We start from the raw sequence: 19,508 nt of genomic DNA, 5'->3' as shown, positions 1-19,508 counted from the left end.
CCGTACCGGGAGGATCGCGGGATGGATGATCTGACGGAGATGCTGAAGGGCACGCTCGAGGGCTGCGTGCTGCACATCATCGGCAGCGAGGAGACCTACGGGTACGCCATCACCCGCCGGCTGAACGAACTCGGTTTCGCCGACGTCGTCGAGGGGACGGTCTACACCATCCTGCTGCGACTGGAGCGCAACGGGTTCGTCCAGGTGACGAAACGACCGTCCGGGGTGGGCCCACCGCGCAAGTTCTACGCGCTGAACGACGCGGGACGCGAAGAACTCGCCACGTTCTGGGCGAAATGGGAATACATCACCGCACGCATCAACAAGCTCAGGGAGGGCGGGGAATGAACTTCTGGGAGACCATCACCGGGAACGATCTCACCAGGGAGTGGAAAGCGTTCGAAGTCCGGGCGCAGGCGTTGCCCGCCGACCACCGGGCGGCGTGGGAACAGATCAAGGCGCACCTTTTCCCCTACGGCGATTTCACCGGCCGGAACCTGATGCCGATCATGGACGGCGCGCTGGGGCTGCTCGAACAGACAGCGGCCGACGGGCAGAGCATCGACGAGGTGCTGGGGGACGACGTCCAGGGCTTCTGCGCGGCACTGGCCGGCGGAGAAGGCGCCCGGACCTATCGCGATCGGTGGCGACGGCAGCTGAACCGGAACGTCGCCAGGAAACTGCACCGGCTGGGAGGCTGACATGGGCATCCAGGACATCATCGAGGGCAAGAAGCAGTGGCGGGCGCACCTCGCGCGGGTCAAGGCGCTCCCGCCGGACTACCAGATCGTCTACAAGGAAAGCCAGAAGTACTTCTTCAAGGTCGGGCCGGTGGACCTCGTCGAGGGAACCCTGCTCTCGGGGATCGTCGACTTCTTCGAAGAGGGCGCCGCGTCCGGTAAGGGAGTACTGGAACTCATCGGCGACGACGTCGCCGCGTTCTGCGACGACCTGATCAAGGATTCACGCACCTACGCGGAGATCTACCAGGAAGCCGAATCCCGGCGGTCATGACTTCGCGCTTTCCGCGACGCGGAAAAGCCGCTGGGCGAAGTCCCGACGGCGGGCACCAGGTTTCGCTGAAGCCCTTCACTGCCCGGAGGCGGCGCGGAACCGCAGGATTCCTTCGACGCCGTCGAGGAACGTTTCGCGGACCACCGTCGGGTCGGACAGGCAGCCCGCGGCCATCGCGCCGTCTCGCAGCATGACGAAGTGACGGCCCGCGGGCTCGGGCGGCGTCTCCCCGGTCTGGGCGAGCAGGTCGGTGATGGTGGTGAGGAACCACTGGCGGTGCGCGAGGACGGCCTGGTGCACGGGGTGCTCCGGGTCCGGATACTCGGCCACGGCGTTGAGGAAGGCGCAGCCGCGGAACCCGGGCGACTGGATGTCCTCGGCGATCGACTGGGCGATGGCTCGCAGGACGTCGGCCGCCGGCTTGCCGCTGCCGAGGGCTTCGGCGGCCCGGTCGCGGACGGCCTGGTCGACCGCCTGCAAGTACGCGACGACCAGCTCATCCTTGCCCGGGAAGTGCCGGTACAAGGTCGCGCGGGTCACCTTCGCCTCCGCGACGATCCGCTCGATCCCCACGGCGTGGAGCCCCTCGGCGTAGAAGAGCCGGGTGGCGGTCCCGAGCAGCCGTGCTCGCGCTTCGGACACCTGCACCTCCGTGTTCTGCGGTCTGGCGGCGACCCTAGCAGAAAGAACGATCGGTCTTGACAGCGGACGAGACCGCTGCCACTGTGACGGCTATACCGATCGTTCTTTCTCCCTAGAGAGGGTTCCCCGTGACCACCGTTGCCGCCTCCCCCGCCACCCTCGCTCCCGCCCTGCGGCGGCTCTACTTCGCCCGCTTCGGTTTCGCGCTCGTCTGGGCCGGCCTGCTGTTCGTGACCGCGTCGAGCCTGGGCCCGGTCAGCGCCACGCTGCTGGTGCTCTACCCCGTGTTCGACGTGGTCGCCGCCGTCCTCGACGCCCGCTCGGCCAAGGCGACCAGGTCGGCGCCGGGCCTGTACGCCAACATCGCGATCAGCGGCGCGGCCGCCCTCGGCCTGGCACTCGCCGCCTCGTCCGGGATCCCGGCGGTGCTGCGCGTGTGGGGTGCCTGGGCCATCGTGTCGGGCCTCATCCAGCTCACCGTCGGCGTGCTCCGCCGCCATCTGGACGGGCACTGGCCGATGATCGTCAGCGGCGCCATCTCCGCCGTCGCCGGGACCTCGTTCATCCTGCAAGCCACCCAGGACGGCGCGTCGCTGACCACCCTCGCCGGGTACGCCACGCTCGGCGGCGTCTTCTTCCTCGTCTCGGCGCTGCGCCTCGGCCGGGCCGGCACGAAGGCCTGACCCTCGCTACCGGTCCCCGCGCAGGTACCTGGTCACCATGGCGACCAGCTCGTCCTCGAACGTCTCGACCGGGAAGTTCCGCGGGGTGGCCATGAACTTGTGCGTGTTCATCTCCACGGTGAACAGGATGAGTTCCGCGGCGGCGCCGAGGTCGCCCACGTGGACGTCGGGGTGCCGGGCGAGGACCTCGCGGACCTGGGCCGTGCGCAGCTCCTGGTGCCGGTCGATCGTGTCGAGCAGGTCCTGGGAGACCGGCGCCTCCTCGATCATCACCCGGAGCAGCCGGGGGTCGTCGCTGTGGTTGTCGATGGCGTCGCGGATGATCGCGCGGACCGCCGCCTCCAGCGTCCCTGGTGAGAGGTCCAGCTCGTCGGCCCCGGTCCAGGCGCCGCGGTCGATGTGCTGGACCAGCAACTCGGCGAGGATGGCGTCCTTGTTCGGGAAGTACTGGTACAGCGAGCCAATGGAGATGCGGGCGCGCTCGGCGATGCGGTTGGTGGTGCCCGCGGCGTAGCCGTGCTCGGCGAAAACGTGAGCAGCCGCGGTGAGGATGCGCTCGCGCGTGAGCTCGGCACGCACCTGCCGGGGCTTGCGACGTGGCTCCAAGCGGCGGTCGGCCGGGGACATGGTGGCCCTCCTCGAAGGCGGCAAAAGCGAGTAGCCAGATACCTGAGCTAATGCTCACAATAGTGTCATGAGCTGCGAGAACGAAACGCCGGGCGCGACGCGGGTGAGCACGGTCCACCGCTTGACGACGGCCGGCGAGATCGAGGCGGCCCTGGGGCAGCCACCGTCGATGATCATGCTGAAGCAGATCAGCGCCCTCGACGAGGGCTGCCGGACCGTCCTGGCGCACTGCCCGCTCGCGGGCTTCGGCTACCGCGACGCCGAGGGCACCAGCCGCACGACGTTCGTCGGCGGCACACCGGGGTTCGTGCGCGTCCACTCGCCGACGCGGATCTCGTTCACCCTGCCCGACGGCGAGGCGCACGGTCCGGTGTCGTTCGTCTTCCTCCTGCCGGGCGTGGGGGAAACGTTGCGGCTCAACGGTTCCGTGGCCAAGCGGAAGGGCGCCGAGACGTTCGTCGACGTCCAGGAGGCGTATGTGCACTGCGCGCAGGCGGTGATCCGCTCACGCCTGTGGCAGCCACCGGTCCCCGCTGGTCCGCCGCCCGCGATCGAGGGCGAGGGCCCGCTGCGCGGACCCGGCGTCGCGGAGTTCCTCGCCGCCGCACCGTTCCTCACTCTGTCCACTTGGGACGACTCAGGCGGCGGTGACACCAGTCCGCGCGGAGACCGCCCGGCCGTCGCGCGGATCCTCGACGGCCGGACGCTCGTCCTCCCCGACCGCAAGGGCAACAAACGCGCGGACAGCCTCCACAACCTGCTCAAGGACGACCGGCTCTCCTTCGCCGCCCTCGTCCCCGGCCGGACCGGGGTGCTCCACGGCCGCGGGCGCGGCACGATCACCGACGACCCGGCGCTGCTGGAGACGATGGCGTTGCGCGGGACTCCCCCGCACGCGGCGCTGCTCATCGACGTCGAACACGCCGAGGTCACCGCGAACGACGCCGTCACGCGCTCCCGGGTGTGGACCACGCACCTCGAGCGCGGCACGGTGCCGGACCTGATGGCGCTGGCCGGGGACCACCTCGCCGCGAACCTGGCCGACGCCGAGGGCGGCCCGCTCACCCGCGTGCTCAAGGTGGTCACGGGCATCCCCGGGATCGGCCGGGTGCTCCGGGTGGCGATCAACCGCGCCTACCGCTCCGGGCTGCGGAAGGAGGGCTACGAGCAGGTCGAGATCGGCTCACCGCGAGCCGGGCGGCCCGTCGCCGTGGAGAACCCGTTGCGGGAGGTGCGGATCGCCGAGGTGCGGCGGGAAACACCCAGCGCGGTCACCCTCGTCCTCGAAGACGCCGAACGCCCGGCTTCCTTCGACTTCCGGCCAGGGCAGTTCTTCACCCTGGTCGCGGACATCGACGGCCGGCCGGTGCGGCGCGCGTACTCCGCGTCGTCGGCGCCCGGGGCACCACGACTGGAGGTCACGGTCAAGCGGGTCGACGGCGGCCGGTTCTCCGCCCACATCCACCGCGAACTGCGCGCCGGGGACCGGCTGTCGCTGCGTGGCCCCTCCGGGTCCTTCCACGCCGACCCGGCCGCGGCGCACGAGGTCGTCCTGGTCGCCGCGGGCAGCGGGATCACCCCGATGATGAGCGTGATCCGCACCCTGCTGGCCGCACCGGCGTCCGCCCGGATCTCCCTGCTCTACAGCAACCGCGGCCCGGATGAGGTCATCTTCGCCGACGAGCTCTCCCGGCTGGAGAAGGAGAATCCCGGGCGGCTGTCGGTCACGCACGTCCTGACGCGGGAGCACGGACGGCTCGACGCCGCAAAGGTGCATGGCTGGCTCTCCGACCTGCGGCCGCCGGAAGACGCCCGGTACTACCTGTGCGGGCCCGAGGCGCTGATGGACACGGTCCGAGGCGTCCTGACCGAGCGAGGGGTGCCGGACGACCGCGTGCACCACGAGCGCTACACCAGCGGGGTGGGCACGGCCACCACCGCGACCACGCCGCAGCAGATGATCGTCGAGGACGGAACGCGCGAGGTCGGCTCCGTGGTGGTCGAGCCCGGCCAGACGCTCCTCGACGCCGGGCTCGCGGCGGGCCTGGAGATGCCGTACTCGTGCACGGTCGGCAACTGCGGGGACTGCCGGGTGAAACTACGCGGCGGGGAGGTCGCGATGACCGAGCCGAACTGCCTGACCCCTCAGCAGAGGGCCGACGGCTACGTCCTGGCCTGCGTGGGCTGCCCCCTGTCCAAGGTCACCCTGGACATCGCCGATCCGTGACGGCGGGCGGGTTGAATCCATCCACGACATGTCGAGATGCGCGTGGTCCGTTCGTCCTTGTGGTGACCGAGCGCGCACCGAGCGAGGAGAGCACCATGCGTTACCTGCTGATGATCTACAACTGTGGCCGTCCCGCACCCGAGGACCCGGGGTTCGCCGACGCGCTGACCAGGGTGAACGCCTTCGCCGACGAGTGCCGCCGCCGGGGCGCGCTGGTGGGCGGGGACGCGCTGCACGGGGACAACACCGCCACCACGGTCAGCGTCCGCGACGGGCGGACGCTGATCACCGACGGGCCGTTCGTGGAGACCCACGAACACCTCGGCGGCTACTACATCCTCGACTGCCGGAACCTCGACGAAGCCTTGGAGCTGGCGGCGCTGTGCCCGATGGCCGAGCAGGGTGCGATCGAGGTCCGGCCGATCGAGTCCATGCCCGCCGTCGACAACACGCCAGCCGGGAACGCGTGACCGAGCCGCCGGAACTCGCGGTCGCACGGGTCTACCGCGAGTCCCGAGCACGCATCCTCGCCGCGCTCGTCCGCCTGCTCGGCGACTTCGAGCTCGCCGAGGACGCGCTGCACGACGCCTGCGCGACGGCGTTGCAGCGCTGGGGCACGGGCGTGCCCGACGACCCGGTGGCCTGGCTGCTGACCACGGCACGCAACAAGGCGGTCGACCGGATCCGCCGCGCGCGACGCGGCCGGGACAAGGAACGGGCCGAGGGCGAACCGGCATCGGGCTGGGTGACGACGATGAGCGATCCCGGGGAACAGCGCTTGCTCAGCGTCGGCGACGAGCGGCTGAGCCTGCTCTTCACCTGCTGCCATCCCGCGTTGGCCGAGCAGGCGCGGGTGGCGCTGACGCTGCAGGCCGTCGTCGGGCTGACCGCCGGGCAGATCGCCCGCGCGTTCCTGGTCAGCGAGACGACCCTGGCGCAGCGGCTGGTCCGGGCGAAGCACAAGATCCGGGACGCGGGCATCAGCCTGGCCGTCCCCGCCGACCACCTGCTGCCCGAACGGCTCGCCGGGGTCCTCACCGTCGTCTACCTGATCTTCACCCAGGGCTACACCGCCGAGCGCGGCAGTTCCGAGCACCACCTGCTGCGAGCGGAGGCGATCCGGCTCGCCCGCCTGATAGCCACGTTGATGCCCGACGAACCCGAAGCCTTCGGGCTGGTGGCGTTGCTACTGCTGCACGACGCCCGCGACGCCGCCAGGTACGACGACGCCGGGGACGTGGTGCTGCTGGAAGACCAGGACCGCGGCCAGTGGGATCGCGCCCAGATCGTCGAAGGGATCGGGCTGCTGGGCCGCGCGCTTCGCCACGGCCGGATGGGCCCGTACCAGTTGCAGGCCACGATCGCCGCCGTGCACGCGCAAGCCCCGTCCGCCGACCGGACCGACTGGGACCGCATCGCGGCGCTCTACGGCGAACTGCTCGCGGTGGCGCCCACTCCCGTGGTCGCGCTGAACCACGCGGTCGCCGTCGCCATGGCCACCGATCCGGCGCGCGGCCTGGCGCTGATCGACCGGATCGACGGGCTCGACCACTACCACCTCAGGCACGCGGCCCGCGCCGACCTGCTGCGGCGCCTCGGGCGCACCGACGAAGCCGCCACGGCGTACCGGCGGGCACACGAGCTCGCCCGCAACCCCGCCGACCGCCGGTTCCTCGCGGGCCGCCTGCTCGCCCTCGACACCCCGGAGACCGGCTGACACTGTCCACTTCGGACTAGGCGGGTGGGCCGCCGGTCACCGGCGGCCCACCTTTCGCCGTGCTCAGGCGGTCAGCGGTTGCCGAGTCGTGCGCCCGAGGAAGGCCAGCATCCGGGTCTGCTCGTCGGCATCGGCGGGCGGGGTGATTTCCGGGCCGAAGAAGCCCGGCCGCCGCACCACGTTGGCCTTCGCCCAGTCGAACGCCACCCGCACCAGCGCCGGGTCGAGCCGCACGGCCAGGCCGAGCGGGTGCCCGATGTCCCAGGTGTGCACCAGGTGATCGGTGAGCAGGAGCGTGACCACCGCCCGCAGCGGCACCTCGCCGAGCCCGGAGATCGAGGTCGTCCGCTCCAGCGCGGCCTCGGTCAGCGCCGCCACCGTGGCTTCCCTGGCCGCTCGCCAGGTCGCCAGCGGGTCGTCCCCGGCCAGGTCCGCCGGGTGCGGTGCGCCCGGCGCCCCCGCCCGCTCGGTGTACTCCTCCCCCGTCGCCCACGCCCGCATCTGGCGCTGTCCCCAGATGACGTGCCCGGCGACGTCACGCACCGTCCACTCCGCGCAGGCCGATGGCTCGTCCCAGCGGCCGGCCGGCACCGCGGCCAGCACGGCGTCGAACTCGTCCTGCGCCAGCCGGTACGCCTGCATCGTGTCCATCAGGTACCTCTTCTCCCGTCGTGGTCCAGTTGCCCTCCAAGGACGTCCGGCGCGCCACGATCTCGACACGGTGGTCAGGAATAGTTCACCGAGAAGTTGTTGGTGCGGAAGTCCAGGCCGCCGCTGGACGAGGTGATCTCGTACCCGAACTGCGCCCGGCTCAGGGTGACGTCGCCGAACCAGCCGCGGGCGCGGATCCAGTTCATCACGGCCAGGATGTCGATCGTGCCGGCGTTGGTGTCCGAGCGGCGGAGGAAGGAGAAGACCTGGGCCGAGCCGTTGGAACCGCGGTAGACGGACCAGTCGTGCCCGCCGACGGAGACGTCCCCCTGGAACGAGCCGATCGGCCCGATGGGACCGGTCTGGTTGACCCACAGCATGATCTCGTAGGCGTGGTCGTCGGCCCAGATGTCGTAGGTGCTGGTGTAGGCGCCGGAGCCGGGCACGGTGACGTTGAAGGTGCTCGACACGCTGCTCAGCGAACTGAGCCGCCGGTTCACCTGCCGGGTGGCGTTCGGATAGGACTTGACCCCGCCGGTATTCGGGTGGTTGGCCCAGACTCCCCAATTGCTGTACGAGTCGGCCCAAATGGTCTGCGGGCCGCCACCTTCGCCCCAGATGTTGTTGTAGAGCGTGTAACCGCCGTTTTCCCAGGTGCCCCAACGGTCCGAGGAACTCCAGGCCGCCGCCAGCGCCGGTGACGGCAGACCGCCCAACGTCAGGGCCACTACGAGTGCGGGGATCGCTGCACGCATGATTTTGAACATGGACGACTCCTTTGTCGCTGCGGCCGGTCGAATTGACTGTCGAAGCGCTTCGACAACCATTTCGACACCCGGCCGACTGATCACCACGGGGTCGATCCACGATAGGGCGCCATTGTTCCGCCGGGCAATGCGCGTCGCCCCATTCCCCTTTTCGACCTGCGCCCGGCCGACCGGCAACCCGTCGTTCGGCGTAGCACCGATGTCCGGCCGGCCGGACATCGCCGGTACGCACCGGGGCTCTCCGCGGCGCCGGAGGAATACCCCGCGCCCCGGCGGGGCATCCCCCTCGCATGGCGATCACCGCGAAGCTGTTCCGCGTGCTGGCTTCGGCCAGGCACGCGCGTGCCTTCCACCCCCGAGGCCTGCTGCTCACCGGTGAGCTGACCCCGTTCGACGGTGGTGAACTGCCACTGCCCGCCGGTACGCGGACGGTCACCGCCCGGTTGTCGAAGGGGGTCGGCACCCCCGGTGACGTGCCCGACGCGCTGGGGCTCGCGCTCCGGTTGCACGGCGAGCCGGTGTGGGACCTCACGCTGACCAGTTCCCGCCCGCGTTTCCTGCCGTGGCCGTCCGGTTCGTGGACCGAGGCGCGGTTCAGCAGCCTGACGCCGTACCGGAACGACGGCGAGGCGATCTGGCTGGGCGCCAGGGCCGATCGGCGGGACAACCCGGGTGGTGCCTCACTGGACTCGGTTCGGCGACTGCTCGAAGACGGCCCGCTGCAGTACATCCTCTACACCGCGCGCGGCACCGGTGCCTGGCGGACGGCGGCGAGGTTGACCTTGGACCGCGTCGCCGCGGACGGGCCGGCGCCCGCCTTCGACCCGATGCGGAACCATCCGGACGGTGTCGAGATGGCTCCGCGGTGGCTCGCCCACCTGCGGGAATCCGCCTATGCGGGCAGCCGGACCGGCCGGGGCGGACCGGGACCGGAGTGACGGTCAGCGGTTCTGGCTCTCCCGGCGGGCCCGCGCCCCACGGCGACGCAGTTCCGCCCGCTCCGCCCAGTTTTCGATCACGTCGTAGCCCGCGATGACGAGCCCGAGCAGGCCCAGGACCCCGAGGATCACCGCGGCCGGGATCAGGTCCAGCACCGAGCACACCACCGCCGCCCCGAACAGGAGGGCGCCGATCCCCAGGTTCCACTTGCCGATACCGCTCATGCCGCCACTCCCCCGTCGAACCGCTTTCCGCCCGAACCTAGCGGATCGGCGGACCGGCGGTGTGGTCCGTTCGACCCACTGACCGCCATTTGATTCAGCGGCTGATGTACTGTTCGACGGGTGCTGACGTGTGAGACACGGGGTGCCGCGCTCGCCCGGCTGGGCCGCGCGCTGGCCGACCCCACCCGCTGCAAGATCCTCATCGCCCTGCTCGACGGCGTGAGCTATCCCGGGAAGCTGGCGCACCAACTGGGTCTCAGCCGGTCCAACGTGTCCAACCACCTGGCCTGCCTGCGTGGCTGCGGCCTGGTCGTGGCCACCTACGAAGGCAGGCAGGTCCGCTACGCGCTGGCCGACGAACACCTCGCCCGCGCGCTCCGCGAACTGGTGCAGGTCGTACTCGCGGTCGACCCCGACGAGCCCTGCCGGACGCCGTGATGAACGACCGCGAACTCCCCTTGCCCGTCAGCACGAGTCACTGCACCGACGGCTGTTGCGCGCCCGAGTCCACTGTGGACGGCATCCGCCGGGCGGTGCTCACGCGCCGGGTCCGGCTGCTGGTCGCCGCGACGATCACCTACAACGTCATCGAGGCGATCGTCGCCATCTCCGCGGGTACGATCGCCTCGTCCACCGCGTTGATCGGCTTCGGCCTGGACTCCGTCATCGAAGTCGCCTCCGCCACCGCGGTCGCCTGGCAGTTCTCCGGAAGCGACCCGGAGGCCCGCGAGCGCACCGCGCTGAAGGTCATCGCGGTGTCCTTCTTCGCCCTCGCGGCCTACGTCACCGTCGAAGCCGTTCGCACGCTGTTCGGCGCCGACCCCGCCGAGCACTCCACCGTCGGCATCGTGCTGGCCGCGGTTTCCCTGGCGGTCATGCCGTTCCTGTCCCACGCCCAACGCCGGGCCGGGCGTGAACTCGGCTCGGCCAGCGCCGTCGCCGACTCCAAGCAGACGCTGCTCTGCACCTATCTCTCCGGCGTGCTGCTCGTCGGCCTGCTCCTCAACAGCCTCTTCGGCTGGTACTGGGCCGATCCGCTCGTCGCGCTGGTCATCGCCGCCGTCGCGGTCAAGGAAGGCCGTGAAGCCTGGCGCGGAAAGCACTGCTGCTGAAGCGGGTCAGGGGCGGAGGTAGGCCCGGATGGTCGTGCCCTGCGCGCTGGTGTGCGTGCGCACCAGGTCGGCCAGATCGTTGATCAGGAGCAGGCCGCGGCCGGAGAAGCCCTCCGCGGGGCGGCGGCCGGCCAGCGGGTCGGTGAGCTGCCCGGTGTCACGGGCTTCGCAGACGATCTCGCCGTTTTCGCGCCAGAGCCGCAGTTCGCACGGCGCACCGGCGTGCTGGAGGCTGTTGGCCGCGAGTTCGGTGGCGATGAGTTCCAGGTCCGGGATGCGGGCCGCGGGCAGGCCGAGTGTCCGGGCCCGGTCCGCGATCCGCCGCCGGGCCGGGGACAGATCCGCGGCGGTGGCCACGAGGTGGACCTCCGCGTCCCCCGTGTGCTGGAACGGTTCGTTGTATCGGGCGACCACGTCGTCCGGGGCGTAGTCCGCGCTCGGGTACCGCTGCTCGCCCTCCCACAGCAGCGGATGGGTCTGCCTGGCGTCGGCGAGCACGCTCGCCTCCAGGCCGGCCACGTCGTACGGGCAGACGATCGTGACGTCGCGCCCGGTGAACGCCGCGTTGATCAACGCTTCGTGCTGGGCGCAGGCCGGGTACTCGGTGGCGGAGCGGCCGGGCCAGATCGGCTCCCCGATGATCCGGACGTGCCGGTCGCGGTGGCGGTCGGCGAAGCGGCGCAGCACCCCGGCGATGATCCGGCCCGGATTGCGCCCGGCCACGGTCATGTCGAGCAGGTGCACCCGCTCGGCCGCGGGGCCGAGCGCGTCGGTGAGCAGCCGCCCCTGAGGGCCGGGCACCGAAATGGCGACCGGCTGACCGGCGTCCAGGCCGTCGGTGACGAACGGGACCAGGCCTTCCAGGTACTCCGCGTCGGAGCGGTAGAACAACGCGGGGTGGACGAACGGTTCCGGCTTCGGGGGCATCGTGGCGGTCACGCGTGGGCCATCCGGACGTCGGTGAGCGCGAGCAGGGTGGTGAGCCGCGTCAGGCCGGGACGTGGCGCGTGCAGCACCAGCCCGGCGGCGCGGCGACGGGCGTGCTCGGCCAGTTGGAGCAGGCTGCGGTGGTCGATGAAGTCCAGGCCTCCCACGTCGAGGACCAGCTCTCCGCCGCGCAGCGGCAGTTCGGCGCGGTCGAGTGCGGTGCTCAGCAGTTCCTCGGTGGACAGGTCCAGCTCCCCCTTCAGGCTGGCGCTGAACGCCGCGCCGGGGGAGGCGTGCAACCGGAAACCGACGGTGCCCTGATTGGTGTTCGGGTGCAGGCAGGCGAGCTGTTCGACCACGTCCTCGCCCAGCTGGCCCACGTCGTAGGCGCACATCGCCGAGAACGGGTGACCGGCCATGTACTGGTCGATGAGGTGCTCGTACCGGGCGAACGCGGTCAGCTGCGCCGGGGTGCGCACCAGCGGGGTGGCTTCGGCGGCGACCCGCAGCCCGGTGAACCCGGCCGCGAGCGCCTCGTCGGTGGCCGTGGCGTAGGTCCGCACCTGGGCGACGGGCTCGACCGGGACGTCCGCCGAATAGACGTCGTCCAGTGAGACGACCTGTGCCGCCCCTCGCGCCAGCGCCTCGTCCATGCCGTCGACCTCGTGCAAGTCGGCGAGGAGGTCCTCGACCGGGGCGGACCCGACGTAGCGCACGCGCTGGCCCAGTTCGAGCCCCTCGGTCAGGAACTCCCCGACCCGGGGACGCAACTGCGCCGGCTCGTCGTACCGCCAGCACAAGTGGCCCTGCGGGCCCAGGTCACGCGCGTGTTCAACCCAGCCTGACGATCGCACCGCACGAGGCTAGCTCGCATGCGCGCCGCGGACAACGAAGACCCCTCGAAGCATCCCCCCGCGGTGGCGCGGATCCGCCCGCTGTGGTGAGCTGAAGGGGGTTTGTGTTCCCCCACCCGGGGTAATGGGCTGAGGCAGGTGACCGAGAACCATGTCGCATCATGAGGGAGAAATGCGCCCCGGAACCTGGCCGGAGTCCCGCCGGTGACCGTGCTGCACCGGGTCGTCTCAGCTTGTGCCGCCGAGGTCACCGTCCTGCGCCGCGCGATCACCTCGTGGGCCCGCGCGCTCGGGCTGGACGACGACAAGGTGCAGGACCTCGCGCTGGCCGTGCACGAGGCGATGGCCAACGTGGTGGACCACGCCTACCGCGGCGACCACGGGCCGATGGAGGTCCGCGCCTGGCCGCACCAGGGCAGCGTGATCGTGGTGGTGTCCGACCACGGCAGCTGGCGGACCCCGACCCCGCACGCCGAGGGCTACACCACCCGGGGACGCGGGCTGAAGCTGATCAAGACCCTCGCCGACGAGGTCGCGGTGCAGGCAGGCGAGCGCGGCACCGCGCTGCGCATGACGTGGTCGCAGGTCGGTCTCCCGTAACTCCGGCCCGGATCCGGTTACCGGCGGGACGGCGGGGTAGCCGGTCCTGGCCGACGCGCCTCACCGCGCCAGGCGTCCTTCCGGCGTCGACGAACGGGACCGCTCACATGACCCAGACGAATCCACGTCCGGTGCTCACGCCGCTCGTGCCCCACCCGCCCCGGCAGAGCGGCCCCAAGGGGAACATGCTGCTGCGGCTGATCAGGACCACCGACCACAAGCAGATCGGCATCCTCTACCTGTCGACCTCGTTCGCGTTCTTCCTCATCGGCGGGCTGATGGCCCTGCTGATGCGCGGCGAGCTGGCGGTCCCCGGCCTGCAGTTCCTCTCCAACGAACAGTACAACCAGCTGTTCACCATGCACGGCACCGTGATGATGCTGCTCTACGCCACCCCCAACGTCTTCGGCTTCGCCAATTTCATCCTTCCCCTGCAGATCGGCTCACCGGACGTGGCGTTCCCGCGGTTGAACGCTTTCTCCTACTGGCTCTACCTCTTCGGCGCGATCATCACCGTCAGCGGTTTCCTCACCCCCGGCGGTGCCGCGGACTTCGGCTGGTTCGCCTACACCCCGCTGTCCACCGCCACCTACTCCCCCGGCGTCGGCGGCGACCTCTGGGTCACCGGACTGATCATCACCGGGCTCGGCACGATCCTGGGCGCGGTCAACATGATCACCACCGTGGTCTGCCTGCGCGCCCCCGGCATGACGATGTGGCGGATGCCGATCTTCACCTGGAACATCCTGTTCACCAGCATCCTCATCCTCGCCGCGTTCCCCGTGTTCACCGCCGCCCTGTTCGGGCTACTCGCCGACCGCCACCTCGGCGCGCACGTGTTCGACCCCGCCACCGGCGGCTCGATCCTGTGGCAGCACCTGTTCTGGTTCTTCGGCCACCCCGAGGTCTACATCGTCGCCCTGCCCTACTTCGGCATCGTCACCGAAATCATCCCCGTCTTCAGCCGCAAACCGCTCTTCGGCTACAAACTCATGGTCTGGGCCACCGTCGCCATCACCGCGCTGTCGTTTTCCGTGTGGGCGCACCACATGTTCGCCACCGGCGCGGTCCTGCTCCCCTTCTTCTCCTTCCTCACCTTCCTGATCGCGGTGCCCACCGGTATCAAGTTCTTCAACTGGATCGGCACCATGTGGCGCGGCCAACTGTCCTTCGAAACACCCATGCTGTGGGCGGTCGGGTTCATGGTCACCTTCCTCTTCGGCGGCCTCACCGGCATCCTGCTCGGCTCACCCGCCATCGACTTCCACGTCCACGACACCTACTTCGTCGTCGCCCACTTCCACTACGTCCTCTTCGGCACCATCGTCTTCGCCACCTTCGCCGGCATCTACTTCTGGTTCCCCAAAATGACCGGCCGCATGCTCGACGAACCCTTAGGCAAACTGCACTTCTGGCTCACCTTTCTCGGCTTCCACGGCACCTTCCTGGTGCACCACTGGCTCGGCAGCGCCGGCATGCCACGCCGTTACGCCGACTACCTGGCCACCGACCAATTCACCACCCTGCACCTGATCTCCACCGTCGCCTCGTTCGTCCTCGGACTCTCGGTGCTGCCGTTCCTCTACAACGTCATGCGCAGCTATCGCTACGGCGAACCCGCCCAAGCGGACGATCCCTGGGGCTTCGGCAACTCGCTGGAATGGGCCACCACCTCACCACCACCGCGGCACAACTTCCTCGACCTGCCCCGGGTCCGCTCCGAACGACCGGCGTTCGAACTGCACTACCCGCACATGGTCCAGCGCATGCGCGACGAAGGACACCGCACACCGAAGGGCGGCAAACGGGCCGCCGACCCCGGTGAACTCGCCGCCGCCGCGACCCAGCCGGAGGACCAGGGCCCCAGCGAGGACCCGCGCGGCCGATGAGAACCGGTGCCGCCCCGTCGCGCTCGCCTGCGACCACGATCAGGTTCACCGGCCACCCAGGTGGCTGAACCGGGCTTCCCGTGGTCTTGATCAGCGACTTAGCGTCGGGGGAGGTTTCCGATCACAGCAGTGGAGGACAGCGCATGACCGCCTCGGACAGGCACCTCGGCACCGGCCGCCGGAACTTCCTCAAGGGAGCCGCCGCGGCGGCGCTCGGCATCGGCGGGATGGTGGCCACCGGCCTGCCCGCACTGGCCGCCCGGCAGGCGGGCCTGCCGCCGGCCGGCGCCGAGTTCCCGCTCGGCCTGATTGCCGACAAGAGCGGGCTGCGGATCGGGAGCACCGACGTGCGGACCGACCTCCGGGGCGAGGTCGCGTTCCGCGCCGAGACGAACGCCGGCGGCCCGGCCGACTCGGTGCGGTTGAGGATGCTGGGCCTGCGCATGTCCGGTGAACTATCCGGCGACGGCTCCCGGCAGGACGGCGGCGTGATCCTCATCGAGCAGGAGGACGCCGACGTGGCGGTCCAGAGCCTGCTCAAGCTCACGCAGCCGTTCCCGCAGCGCTACGAGCAGACCATGGTGCTGAGCTTCACCATGAAGATCGTGCAGCCGGGCGCCCGGATCGACCAGCCGCTGGTGCTGACCACGAAGGAACCGGCGGTGCTCGTCGGCCAGCTCACCCAGTTCCCGCCGAAGGGCGATTTCTACCAGCTGCAGAACCCGGTCGACCTGGTGCTGCCGGACGACCCGGACACCACCCTCGCCACGATCCACACGTTCCCGGTCCAGGTGGGCAGCCTCGGCTGAGGGCACCGGGCGGCCTGAGGCGGGTCAGCTCCAGGGCACGGTGGCCTGGAGCACCGCCTCGGTCAGCGCCACCGTGCGGAACCGCGTCACCTCCTGGTACTCGGGATCCGCGACCATCCGGCTGAACGCCGCCCGATCCGGGTACCGGACGATCACCACCGCGTCCCAGCTCTGCCCGTCCTCCGCCACGAGCACGGTGGACCCCGTACCCGCGTAGATGATCTCCGCGCCGTACCGGGCCAGGAACTTCTCCCGCAGGAGACGCGCGTACTCCTCATAGGACTCGAGCCCGTCCTCGGCGAACCGCAGCAGGTTCAGCATCACCACCGGCCCGCCGGGGTCCTCCGCGAGCAGTCGTTTCAGGTCCGCACCTCGGGGATCGATCGCCATCCCGCCATCATGCTGGCAAACCGGTCCGGCCGCATCGGCAAGATCACCAGCCGGTCAGCGCAGGGTGGCGGCGACCGCCGGCACCACGTCGGTGATGTCCAGCAGTTCGACGTGCTGCGCGTGCGTGGCGGTGAACTCGCGCAGCGGGATGGCGGAGGTCCCGTAGCGGTGGGTGAACCGGTGTTGCAGGTGCGGTGAGGAGCGCCCGAGCAGTTCCCCGACCGGGCTGGTGCTCGTCCGGAGGAACCGCGCCGGTTCGGTGCCCACCGCCCAGAGCTCGGGCCGTCGTCCGCTGCCATCCATGGCCAGGTGCGCCAGGTCGGCGACGAGGGTCCGCTTGCGCACCATGTCCCCGCCCGACCACACCGCGACCTTGAACTCCGCGACCCGGCGGTTGGTCGCCAGGTCGAACAGCCTGGACGGGTCGTTGCCCTGGCCGAGTGACGGGCGCTCGGTCACGGTCTCGCCGTCCTCCAGGATCACCGGCAGGGCCAGCGCGATGACGGTGGCGTGGATGACGTCGCTGACCCGGCCCACGTTGGTCCGCACGATCAACGCGGCCTCCAGGAGGTCCGAGGTGAGTCCGGCGGCGTTCCCGATCGCCTCGGCACGGTGCGCGTCCACGCCGACCAGCGCGTGCTCCAGCGCGCCGACGCCCTCGGTCAGCGGCGCCTGGCGCAGGAACGCGACCAGGGTGGCGAACGCGGCACCCGCCTCCTCGACGCTGACCTGAGCGGCTTTCCGGGCGGCCGGGCGGCGGGCGGGGACACCCGCGGGACGGGTTCGCTGGCTGGTGACCAGGCCGAGCCTGCGGAACTGGAGCAGGGCGGCGTGGGAGGTGAACTCCGTGCGGTTGATCCCCAGCGCGGCCTCCAGCGCCTGCTTGACCGGGAAACGCACCCCCTCGACCTCGACCCAGTGGGTGCGGATCTCCTCCGGCCTCCGATGCCGGAGCCGTTCGGTCACCACGTCCGCACTCAGGGCGAAATCCTGGCCACTGAGGACGAAACGCACGTCGATGCGCTGTTCACCGGAAGCGTCCACCGGTAGAGATCGGTGGCGGCCCGGCCGATGTCACAACGACCGGGCCGGCGCGCTAGAACCTCGGGTCGAGGAACGAGCCCCACGTGTGGCTGCCGGACGAGCTGACCACCGAACTGCGGCTGGTGGCCGCCGGGTCCCAGCCCGCGGTCTCCGGCACCAGGGTGGACGTGTGGATGTAGTCGCCGTACTCGGGGTTCAGGCAGCTTTGCCAGCGGTACCAGCCGCTGCCGAGGGCCATGTCGCGGGTGACCCACTGGTTCCCGCCGATGCGCAGGCCCCAGTTGTAGCTGCCCTTGCCCAGGTAGATCCGGCGGCTTTCGGTGCAGGAGTCGGCGCCGCCGTTGGGGTTGCTGGTCAGGTACTGGGTTTTCAGCACCCACGCGGTGTCGGCCGCGGTCGCGCTGGGGGTGACGGCCGCCGCCATGCCGAGCGCGACCACCAGGGTGGTGAGGATTCGCTTCATGAGTCTGTCCCTTTCGCCGTTGTCCGACGTGTCCGACACCGTCGAGCATGCGGGCCGGAGACGGGACCGGTCCCTGCCTTCAGCGCGGGCGCGGGGGAAGGCGGTGGGCGAGCAGGGCGAGGCGGACTCGGTTGTCCGCGCCGGTTTTGGTCATGAGGCTGGTGATGTGCGTCTTCACCGTGCTGACGGCCACGCGCAGGCGTGCGGCGATTTCCGCATTGGACAGTCCGTCCGCCACGAGGGCGAGCACGTCCCGTTCCCGCTCGGTCAGGTCCACCACTTCTTCCGGCTTCTGGTGCGCCCCAACGGCTTTGCGCACGAGGCGCCGCAGCACCCGCGGGCTGAACGGCGATTCCCCCGCGGCGGTGCGGCGGATCGCGTCGAGCAGGTCCTCCGGCGGCGAGTCCTTGGTCAGGAAGCCGTGCGCACCGGCGGCCAGCGCCGGGTACAGGTGCTCGTCGTCGTCGAAGGTGGTCAGCACCAGGATCCGGACCGCGGGCCGCGCGGCGGTGAGTTGCGCGGTGGCGGTGATGCCGTCCACGCCGGGCATCCGGAGATCCATCAGCACCACGTCGGGCGTCAGCAGGCCCGCTTGGCGGATGGCTTCCTCGCCGTTCTCCGCTTCACCGACGACTTCCAGGTCCGGGCAGTCCTCGCACAGCATCCGCAGGCCGGCACGCACCAGCCGCTGGTCGTCGACGAGCAGTACGCGGATCACGACTCCCCTCCCGGGATCGTCACCCGCAGGCTCCAGCCGCCGTTCCGGCCGCTCGCGATGACGTGCCCGCCCAAGAGTTCGACGCGTTCACGCATGCCGACGAGCCCGAAGCCCGGCGCGCCGGACGAGGCGCCGGTCCCGTCGTCGGTGACCGCGATCCGGGTGGCGTCGTCGTCGGCCCGCACGGTCAGTGTGGCGTGCGGGCCGCCGTGCTTCACCACGTTCGTCAGGCCTTCCTGCACGACCCGGAGCACCGCCAGGCGCCGGATCGAGTCGAGGCCCGCCACGGCCGGGTCGATCTCCGCGTCGAGCGCCACGCCCGCCGCGCGAGTGCGCTCCACGACGGCGGTGAGCGCGGCAGGCAGCCCGTCCTCGTCGGCGAGGGAGGCACCGGCCGCGTTGCCCTCGGTCGTCGCCGCCGGGTCCCGCAGCACGGTCATCAGCCGCTTCAGGTCGCCCAGCCCGGCGCGGGTGGTGGCATGTGCCTGTGCCAGCGCCTCGTCCACGCGTGCATCGCTGCCGTGCAGGGCGTGGCGGGCGGCACCGACCTGCACGGCGACCGACGCCAGGTGGTGCGCCATCAGGTCGTGCAACTCGCGGGCGATCGCCGTGCGCTCGGCGACCCTGGCGGCCAGGACGGCCTCCTCGCGGCGGCGGTCCGCCTCCAGCGCGACGCCCAGCACCGACCGGATGTACAGGCCGAGCAGCACCGGCGGCGCGGCGGTCAGCAACAGCGACGTGGGCGTCAGCAGCGGGTCGAACGCCGGTGCGTACAGCCACAACTGCGCCGCGACGAAAGCCGCGGTACCGCACAGGGCGGGCCACCGCCCACGCCGGATCCACAACTCCCCCAGCGTGATCATCGTGAGCACGAACATCACCGGCATCGCGGCCTGCACGGCCCCGCCGGCGGTGGCGAGCAGCAACGCCGACTGCGCGACGGTCGTGGTCAACGGCAGCCACGCCCCGGCGCCGGTCAGCACGGCGGCGGTGAGGCCGAGCACCCAGTCCAGCGAGGTCACCGGCACCGGCCCGTGCAGCACAGCCAGGTCGGCGGCCGTCACGAGCACGGGCAGCACACGCACCGGAAGCCACTTCGTGGTCGTCACGCCCCGACAGTAGAGCCGCGCCGATCCAGCCGCCTCCTACCGCGGTAGGAGGCGGGCACCGGCCCTGCGCGGGAGGTGACGCGCGGTCTTCCAGGACCACTG

The 19,508-nt window shown here is 70.8% G+C and carries 25 protein-coding genes; 13 read left to right on the top strand and 12 right to left on the bottom strand.

The window, feature by feature from the left end; translation table 11 throughout:
• The first annotated feature begins 21 nt into the window (after positions 1-21).
• Genes JOM49_RS25060 through JOM49_RS25050 form a run of 3 tightly spaced genes read left to right on the top strand, consistent with a single transcriptional unit; the run spans position 22 to position 1,014 of the window.
• A complete protein-coding gene (locus JOM49_RS25060; protein WP_209666681.1) occupies positions 22-348 on the top strand; it encodes a PadR family transcriptional regulator in 327 nt (108 codons plus the stop codon).
• A complete protein-coding gene (locus JOM49_RS25055; RefSeq protein WP_209666680.1) occupies positions 345-701 on the top strand; it encodes a DUF1048 domain-containing protein in 357 nt (118 codons plus the stop codon). Before JOM49_RS25060 ends, JOM49_RS25055 begins: the two co-directional genes overlap by 4 nt.
• Position 702: 1 nt before the next feature.
• Positions 703-1,014: a DUF1048 domain-containing protein gene (locus JOM49_RS25050; RefSeq protein WP_209666679.1), complete on the top strand. Its 312-nt coding sequence runs from the start codon at positions 703-705 to the stop codon at positions 1,012-1,014.
• 75 nt (positions 1,015-1,089) lie between these two features.
• Here JOM49_RS25050 and JOM49_RS25045 read toward each other — a convergent pair whose 3' ends face one another.
• Positions 1,090-1,656, bottom strand: a complete 567-nt coding sequence (locus JOM49_RS25045; protein WP_209666678.1) for a TetR/AcrR family transcriptional regulator — start codon at positions 1,654-1,656, stop codon at positions 1,090-1,092.
• A gap of 128 nt (positions 1,657-1,784) precedes the next feature.
• Here JOM49_RS25045 and JOM49_RS25040 point away from each other — a divergent pair, with 128 nt between their 5' ends.
• Positions 1,785-2,339, top strand: a complete 555-nt coding sequence (locus JOM49_RS25040) for a hypothetical protein (RefSeq protein ID WP_209666677.1) — start codon at positions 1,785-1,787, stop codon at positions 2,337-2,339.
• Positions 2,340-2,345: 6 nt separating this feature from the next.
• On the opposite strand, the gene JOM49_RS25035 is transcribed toward JOM49_RS25040, so the two are convergent.
• Positions 2,346-2,966, bottom strand: coding sequence for a TetR/AcrR family transcriptional regulator (locus JOM49_RS25035; RefSeq protein ID WP_209666676.1), 621 nt, complete (start codon positions 2,964-2,966; stop codon positions 2,346-2,348).
• A 67-nt stretch (positions 2,967-3,033) separates the two neighbouring features.
• On the opposite strand from JOM49_RS25035, the gene JOM49_RS25030 reads away from it, so the two are divergent.
• The 3 genes from JOM49_RS25030 to JOM49_RS25020 all read left to right on the top strand — a co-directional run bounded on the left by JOM49_RS25030 (position 3,034) and on the right by JOM49_RS25020 (position 6,910).
• On the top strand, positions 3,034-5,193 hold the full coding sequence (locus JOM49_RS25030) for a 2Fe-2S iron-sulfur cluster-binding protein (protein ID WP_209666675.1): 2,160 nt from the start codon (positions 3,034-3,036) through the stop codon (positions 5,191-5,193).
• 95 nt (positions 5,194-5,288) lie between these two features.
• Complete coding sequence (locus JOM49_RS25025) at positions 5,289-5,663, top strand: YciI family protein (RefSeq protein WP_209666674.1); 375 nt, start codon at positions 5,289-5,291, stop codon at positions 5,661-5,663.
• Positions 5,660-6,910 carry an RNA polymerase sigma factor gene (locus tag JOM49_RS25020; RefSeq protein ID WP_209666673.1) on the top strand — a complete coding sequence of 417 codons (1,251 nt, stop codon included), beginning with the start codon at positions 5,660-5,662 and terminating at the stop codon, positions 6,908-6,910. Before JOM49_RS25025 ends, JOM49_RS25020 begins: the two co-directional genes overlap by 4 nt.
• A gap of 63 nt (positions 6,911-6,973) precedes the next feature.
• On the opposite strand, the gene JOM49_RS25015 is transcribed toward JOM49_RS25020, so the two are convergent.
• Positions 6,974-7,561 (bottom strand): TIGR03086 family metal-binding protein, encoded by a 588-nt coding sequence (locus JOM49_RS25015; RefSeq protein WP_209666672.1) that lies wholly within the window; start codon positions 7,559-7,561, stop codon positions 6,974-6,976.
• Between the two features lie 74 nt (positions 7,562-7,635).
• Positions 7,636-8,328, bottom strand: a complete 693-nt coding sequence (locus JOM49_RS25010) for a glycoside hydrolase family 12 protein (protein ID WP_209666671.1) — start codon at positions 8,326-8,328, stop codon at positions 7,636-7,638.
• A 290-nt stretch (positions 8,329-8,618) separates the two neighbouring features.
• Here JOM49_RS25010 and JOM49_RS25005 point away from each other — a divergent pair, with 290 nt between their 5' ends.
• Positions 8,619-9,266 (top strand): hypothetical protein, encoded by a 648-nt coding sequence (locus JOM49_RS25005; RefSeq protein ID WP_209666670.1) that lies wholly within the window; start codon positions 8,619-8,621, stop codon positions 9,264-9,266.
• Between the two features lie 3 nt (positions 9,267-9,269).
• Here the strand turns inward: JOM49_RS25005 and JOM49_RS25000 are convergent, their stop codons facing one another.
• Entirely contained in the window at positions 9,270-9,491 is a 222-nt protein-coding gene (locus tag JOM49_RS25000; RefSeq protein WP_209666669.1) for a hypothetical protein, read from the bottom strand.
• 120 nt (positions 9,492-9,611) lie between these two features.
• On the opposite strand from JOM49_RS25000, the gene cmtR reads away from it, so the two are divergent.
• Positions 9,612-9,929, top strand: a complete 318-nt coding sequence (gene cmtR / locus JOM49_RS24995) for a Cd(II)/Pb(II)-sensing metalloregulatory transcriptional regulator CmtR (RefSeq protein ID WP_209666668.1) — start codon at positions 9,612-9,614, stop codon at positions 9,927-9,929.
• Positions 9,929-10,603, top strand: coding sequence for a cation efflux transmembrane domain-containing protein (locus JOM49_RS24990; protein ID WP_209666667.1), 675 nt, complete (start codon positions 9,929-9,931; stop codon positions 10,601-10,603). Before cmtR ends, JOM49_RS24990 begins: the two co-directional genes overlap by 1 nt.
• Positions 10,604-10,609: 6 nt before the next feature.
• Here JOM49_RS24990 and JOM49_RS24985 read toward each other — a convergent pair whose 3' ends face one another.
• On the bottom strand, positions 10,610-11,542 hold the full coding sequence (locus tag JOM49_RS24985) for an anti-sigma factor RsbA family regulatory protein (RefSeq protein WP_372444074.1): 933 nt from the start codon (positions 11,540-11,542) through the stop codon (positions 10,610-10,612).
• The gene (locus JOM49_RS24980; protein ID WP_209666666.1) at positions 11,539-12,384 is read right to left on the bottom strand and encodes an MEDS and STAS domain-containing protein; all 846 of its coding nucleotides are present in this window, start codon (positions 12,382-12,384) and stop codon (positions 11,539-11,541) included. The genes JOM49_RS24985 and JOM49_RS24980 overlap by 4 nt, the downstream gene beginning before the upstream one ends.
• Before the next feature lie 204 nt (positions 12,385-12,588).
• Between JOM49_RS24980 and JOM49_RS24975 the strand changes: the two genes are divergently transcribed.
• From JOM49_RS24975 to JOM49_RS24965, 3 genes are all read left to right on the top strand, one after another.
• Entirely contained in the window at positions 12,589-12,984 is a 396-nt protein-coding gene (locus tag JOM49_RS24975; RefSeq protein ID WP_209666665.1) for an ATP-binding protein, read from the top strand.
• 107 nt (positions 12,985-13,091) lie between these two features.
• Positions 13,092-14,873: an aa3-type cytochrome oxidase subunit I gene (gene ctaD, locus JOM49_RS24970; protein WP_209666664.1), complete on the top strand. Its 1,782-nt coding sequence runs from the start codon at positions 13,092-13,094 to the stop codon at positions 14,871-14,873.
• A gap of 143 nt (positions 14,874-15,016) precedes the next feature.
• Positions 15,017-15,682 (top strand): hypothetical protein, encoded by a 666-nt coding sequence (locus JOM49_RS24965; RefSeq protein ID WP_209666663.1) that lies wholly within the window; start codon positions 15,017-15,019, stop codon positions 15,680-15,682.
• A gap of 24 nt (positions 15,683-15,706) precedes the next feature.
• Here JOM49_RS24965 and JOM49_RS24960 read toward each other — a convergent pair whose 3' ends face one another.
• The 5 genes from JOM49_RS24960 to JOM49_RS43260 all read right to left on the bottom strand — a co-directional run bounded on the left by JOM49_RS24960 (position 15,707) and on the right by JOM49_RS43260 (position 19,406).
• Positions 15,707-16,072 (bottom strand): DUF1330 domain-containing protein, encoded by a 366-nt coding sequence (locus JOM49_RS24960; RefSeq protein ID WP_209666662.1) that lies wholly within the window; start codon positions 16,070-16,072, stop codon positions 15,707-15,709.
• Positions 16,073-16,126: 54 nt separating this feature from the next.
• Positions 16,127-17,116 (bottom strand): hypothetical protein, encoded by a 990-nt coding sequence (locus JOM49_RS24955; protein WP_209666661.1) that lies wholly within the window; start codon positions 17,114-17,116, stop codon positions 16,127-16,129.
• A gap of 52 nt (positions 17,117-17,168) precedes the next feature.
• Positions 17,169-17,579, bottom strand: a complete 411-nt coding sequence (locus tag JOM49_RS24950) for a hypothetical protein (RefSeq protein WP_209666660.1) — start codon at positions 17,577-17,579, stop codon at positions 17,169-17,171.
• Between the two features lie 79 nt (positions 17,580-17,658).
• Entirely contained in the window at positions 17,659-18,297 is a 639-nt protein-coding gene (locus JOM49_RS24945; protein WP_209666659.1) for a response regulator transcription factor, read from the bottom strand.
• Positions 18,294-19,406, bottom strand: a complete 1,113-nt coding sequence (locus JOM49_RS43260; RefSeq protein ID WP_209666658.1) for a sensor histidine kinase — start codon at positions 19,404-19,406, stop codon at positions 18,294-18,296. The genes JOM49_RS24945 and JOM49_RS43260 overlap by 4 nt, the downstream gene beginning before the upstream one ends.
• Positions 19,407-19,508: the final 102 nt, after the last annotated feature.

It is taken from the genome of Amycolatopsis magusensis (assembly GCF_017875555.1).
In the GTDB taxonomy this organism is placed as follows: domain Bacteria; phylum Actinomycetota; class Actinomycetes; order Mycobacteriales; family Pseudonocardiaceae; genus Amycolatopsis; species Amycolatopsis magusensis.
This window is presented reverse-complemented; position numbering and strand designations above follow the sequence as displayed.

Coding starts and splice junctions, on each gene's coding strand:
- JOM49_RS25060 (WP_209666681.1), top strand. CDS start 22: ATGGATGATCTGACGGAGATGCTGAAGGGCACGCTCGAGGGCTGCGTG.
- JOM49_RS25055 (WP_209666680.1), top strand. CDS start 345: ATGAACTTCTGGGAGACCATCACCGGGAACGATCTCACCAGGGAGTGG.
- JOM49_RS25050 (WP_209666679.1), top strand. CDS start 703: ATGGGCATCCAGGACATCATCGAGGGCAAGAAGCAGTGGCGGGCGCAC.
- JOM49_RS25035 (WP_209666676.1), bottom strand. CDS start 2,966: ATGTCCCCGGCCGACCGCCGCTTGGAGCCACGTCGCAAGCCCCGGCAG.
- JOM49_RS25030 (WP_209666675.1), top strand. CDS start 3,034: ATGAGCTGCGAGAACGAAACGCCGGGCGCGACGCGGGTGAGCACGGTC.
- JOM49_RS25025 (WP_209666674.1), top strand. CDS start 5,289: ATGCGTTACCTGCTGATGATCTACAACTGTGGCCGTCCCGCACCCGAG.
- JOM49_RS25015 (WP_209666672.1), bottom strand. CDS start 7,561: ATGGACACGATGCAGGCGTACCGGCTGGCGCAGGACGAGTTCGACGCC.
- JOM49_RS25010 (WP_209666671.1), bottom strand. CDS start 8,328: ATGTTCAAAATCATGCGTGCAGCGATCCCCGCACTCGTAGTGGCCCTG.
- JOM49_RS25005 (WP_209666670.1), top strand. CDS start 8,619: ATGGCGATCACCGCGAAGCTGTTCCGCGTGCTGGCTTCGGCCAGGCAC.
- JOM49_RS25000 (WP_209666669.1), bottom strand. CDS start 9,491: ATGAGCGGTATCGGCAAGTGGAACCTGGGGATCGGCGCCCTCCTGTTC.
- JOM49_RS24990 (WP_209666667.1), top strand. CDS start 9,929: ATGAACGACCGCGAACTCCCCTTGCCCGTCAGCACGAGTCACTGCACC.
- ctaD (WP_209666664.1), top strand. CDS start 13,092: ATGACCCAGACGAATCCACGTCCGGTGCTCACGCCGCTCGTGCCCCAC.
- JOM49_RS24965 (WP_209666663.1), top strand. CDS start 15,017: ATGACCGCCTCGGACAGGCACCTCGGCACCGGCCGCCGGAACTTCCTC.
- JOM49_RS24960 (WP_209666662.1), bottom strand. CDS start 16,072: ATGGCGATCGATCCCCGAGGTGCGGACCTGAAACGACTGCTCGCGGAG.
- JOM49_RS24950 (WP_209666660.1), bottom strand. CDS start 17,579: ATGAAGCGAATCCTCACCACCCTGGTGGTCGCGCTCGGCATGGCGGCG.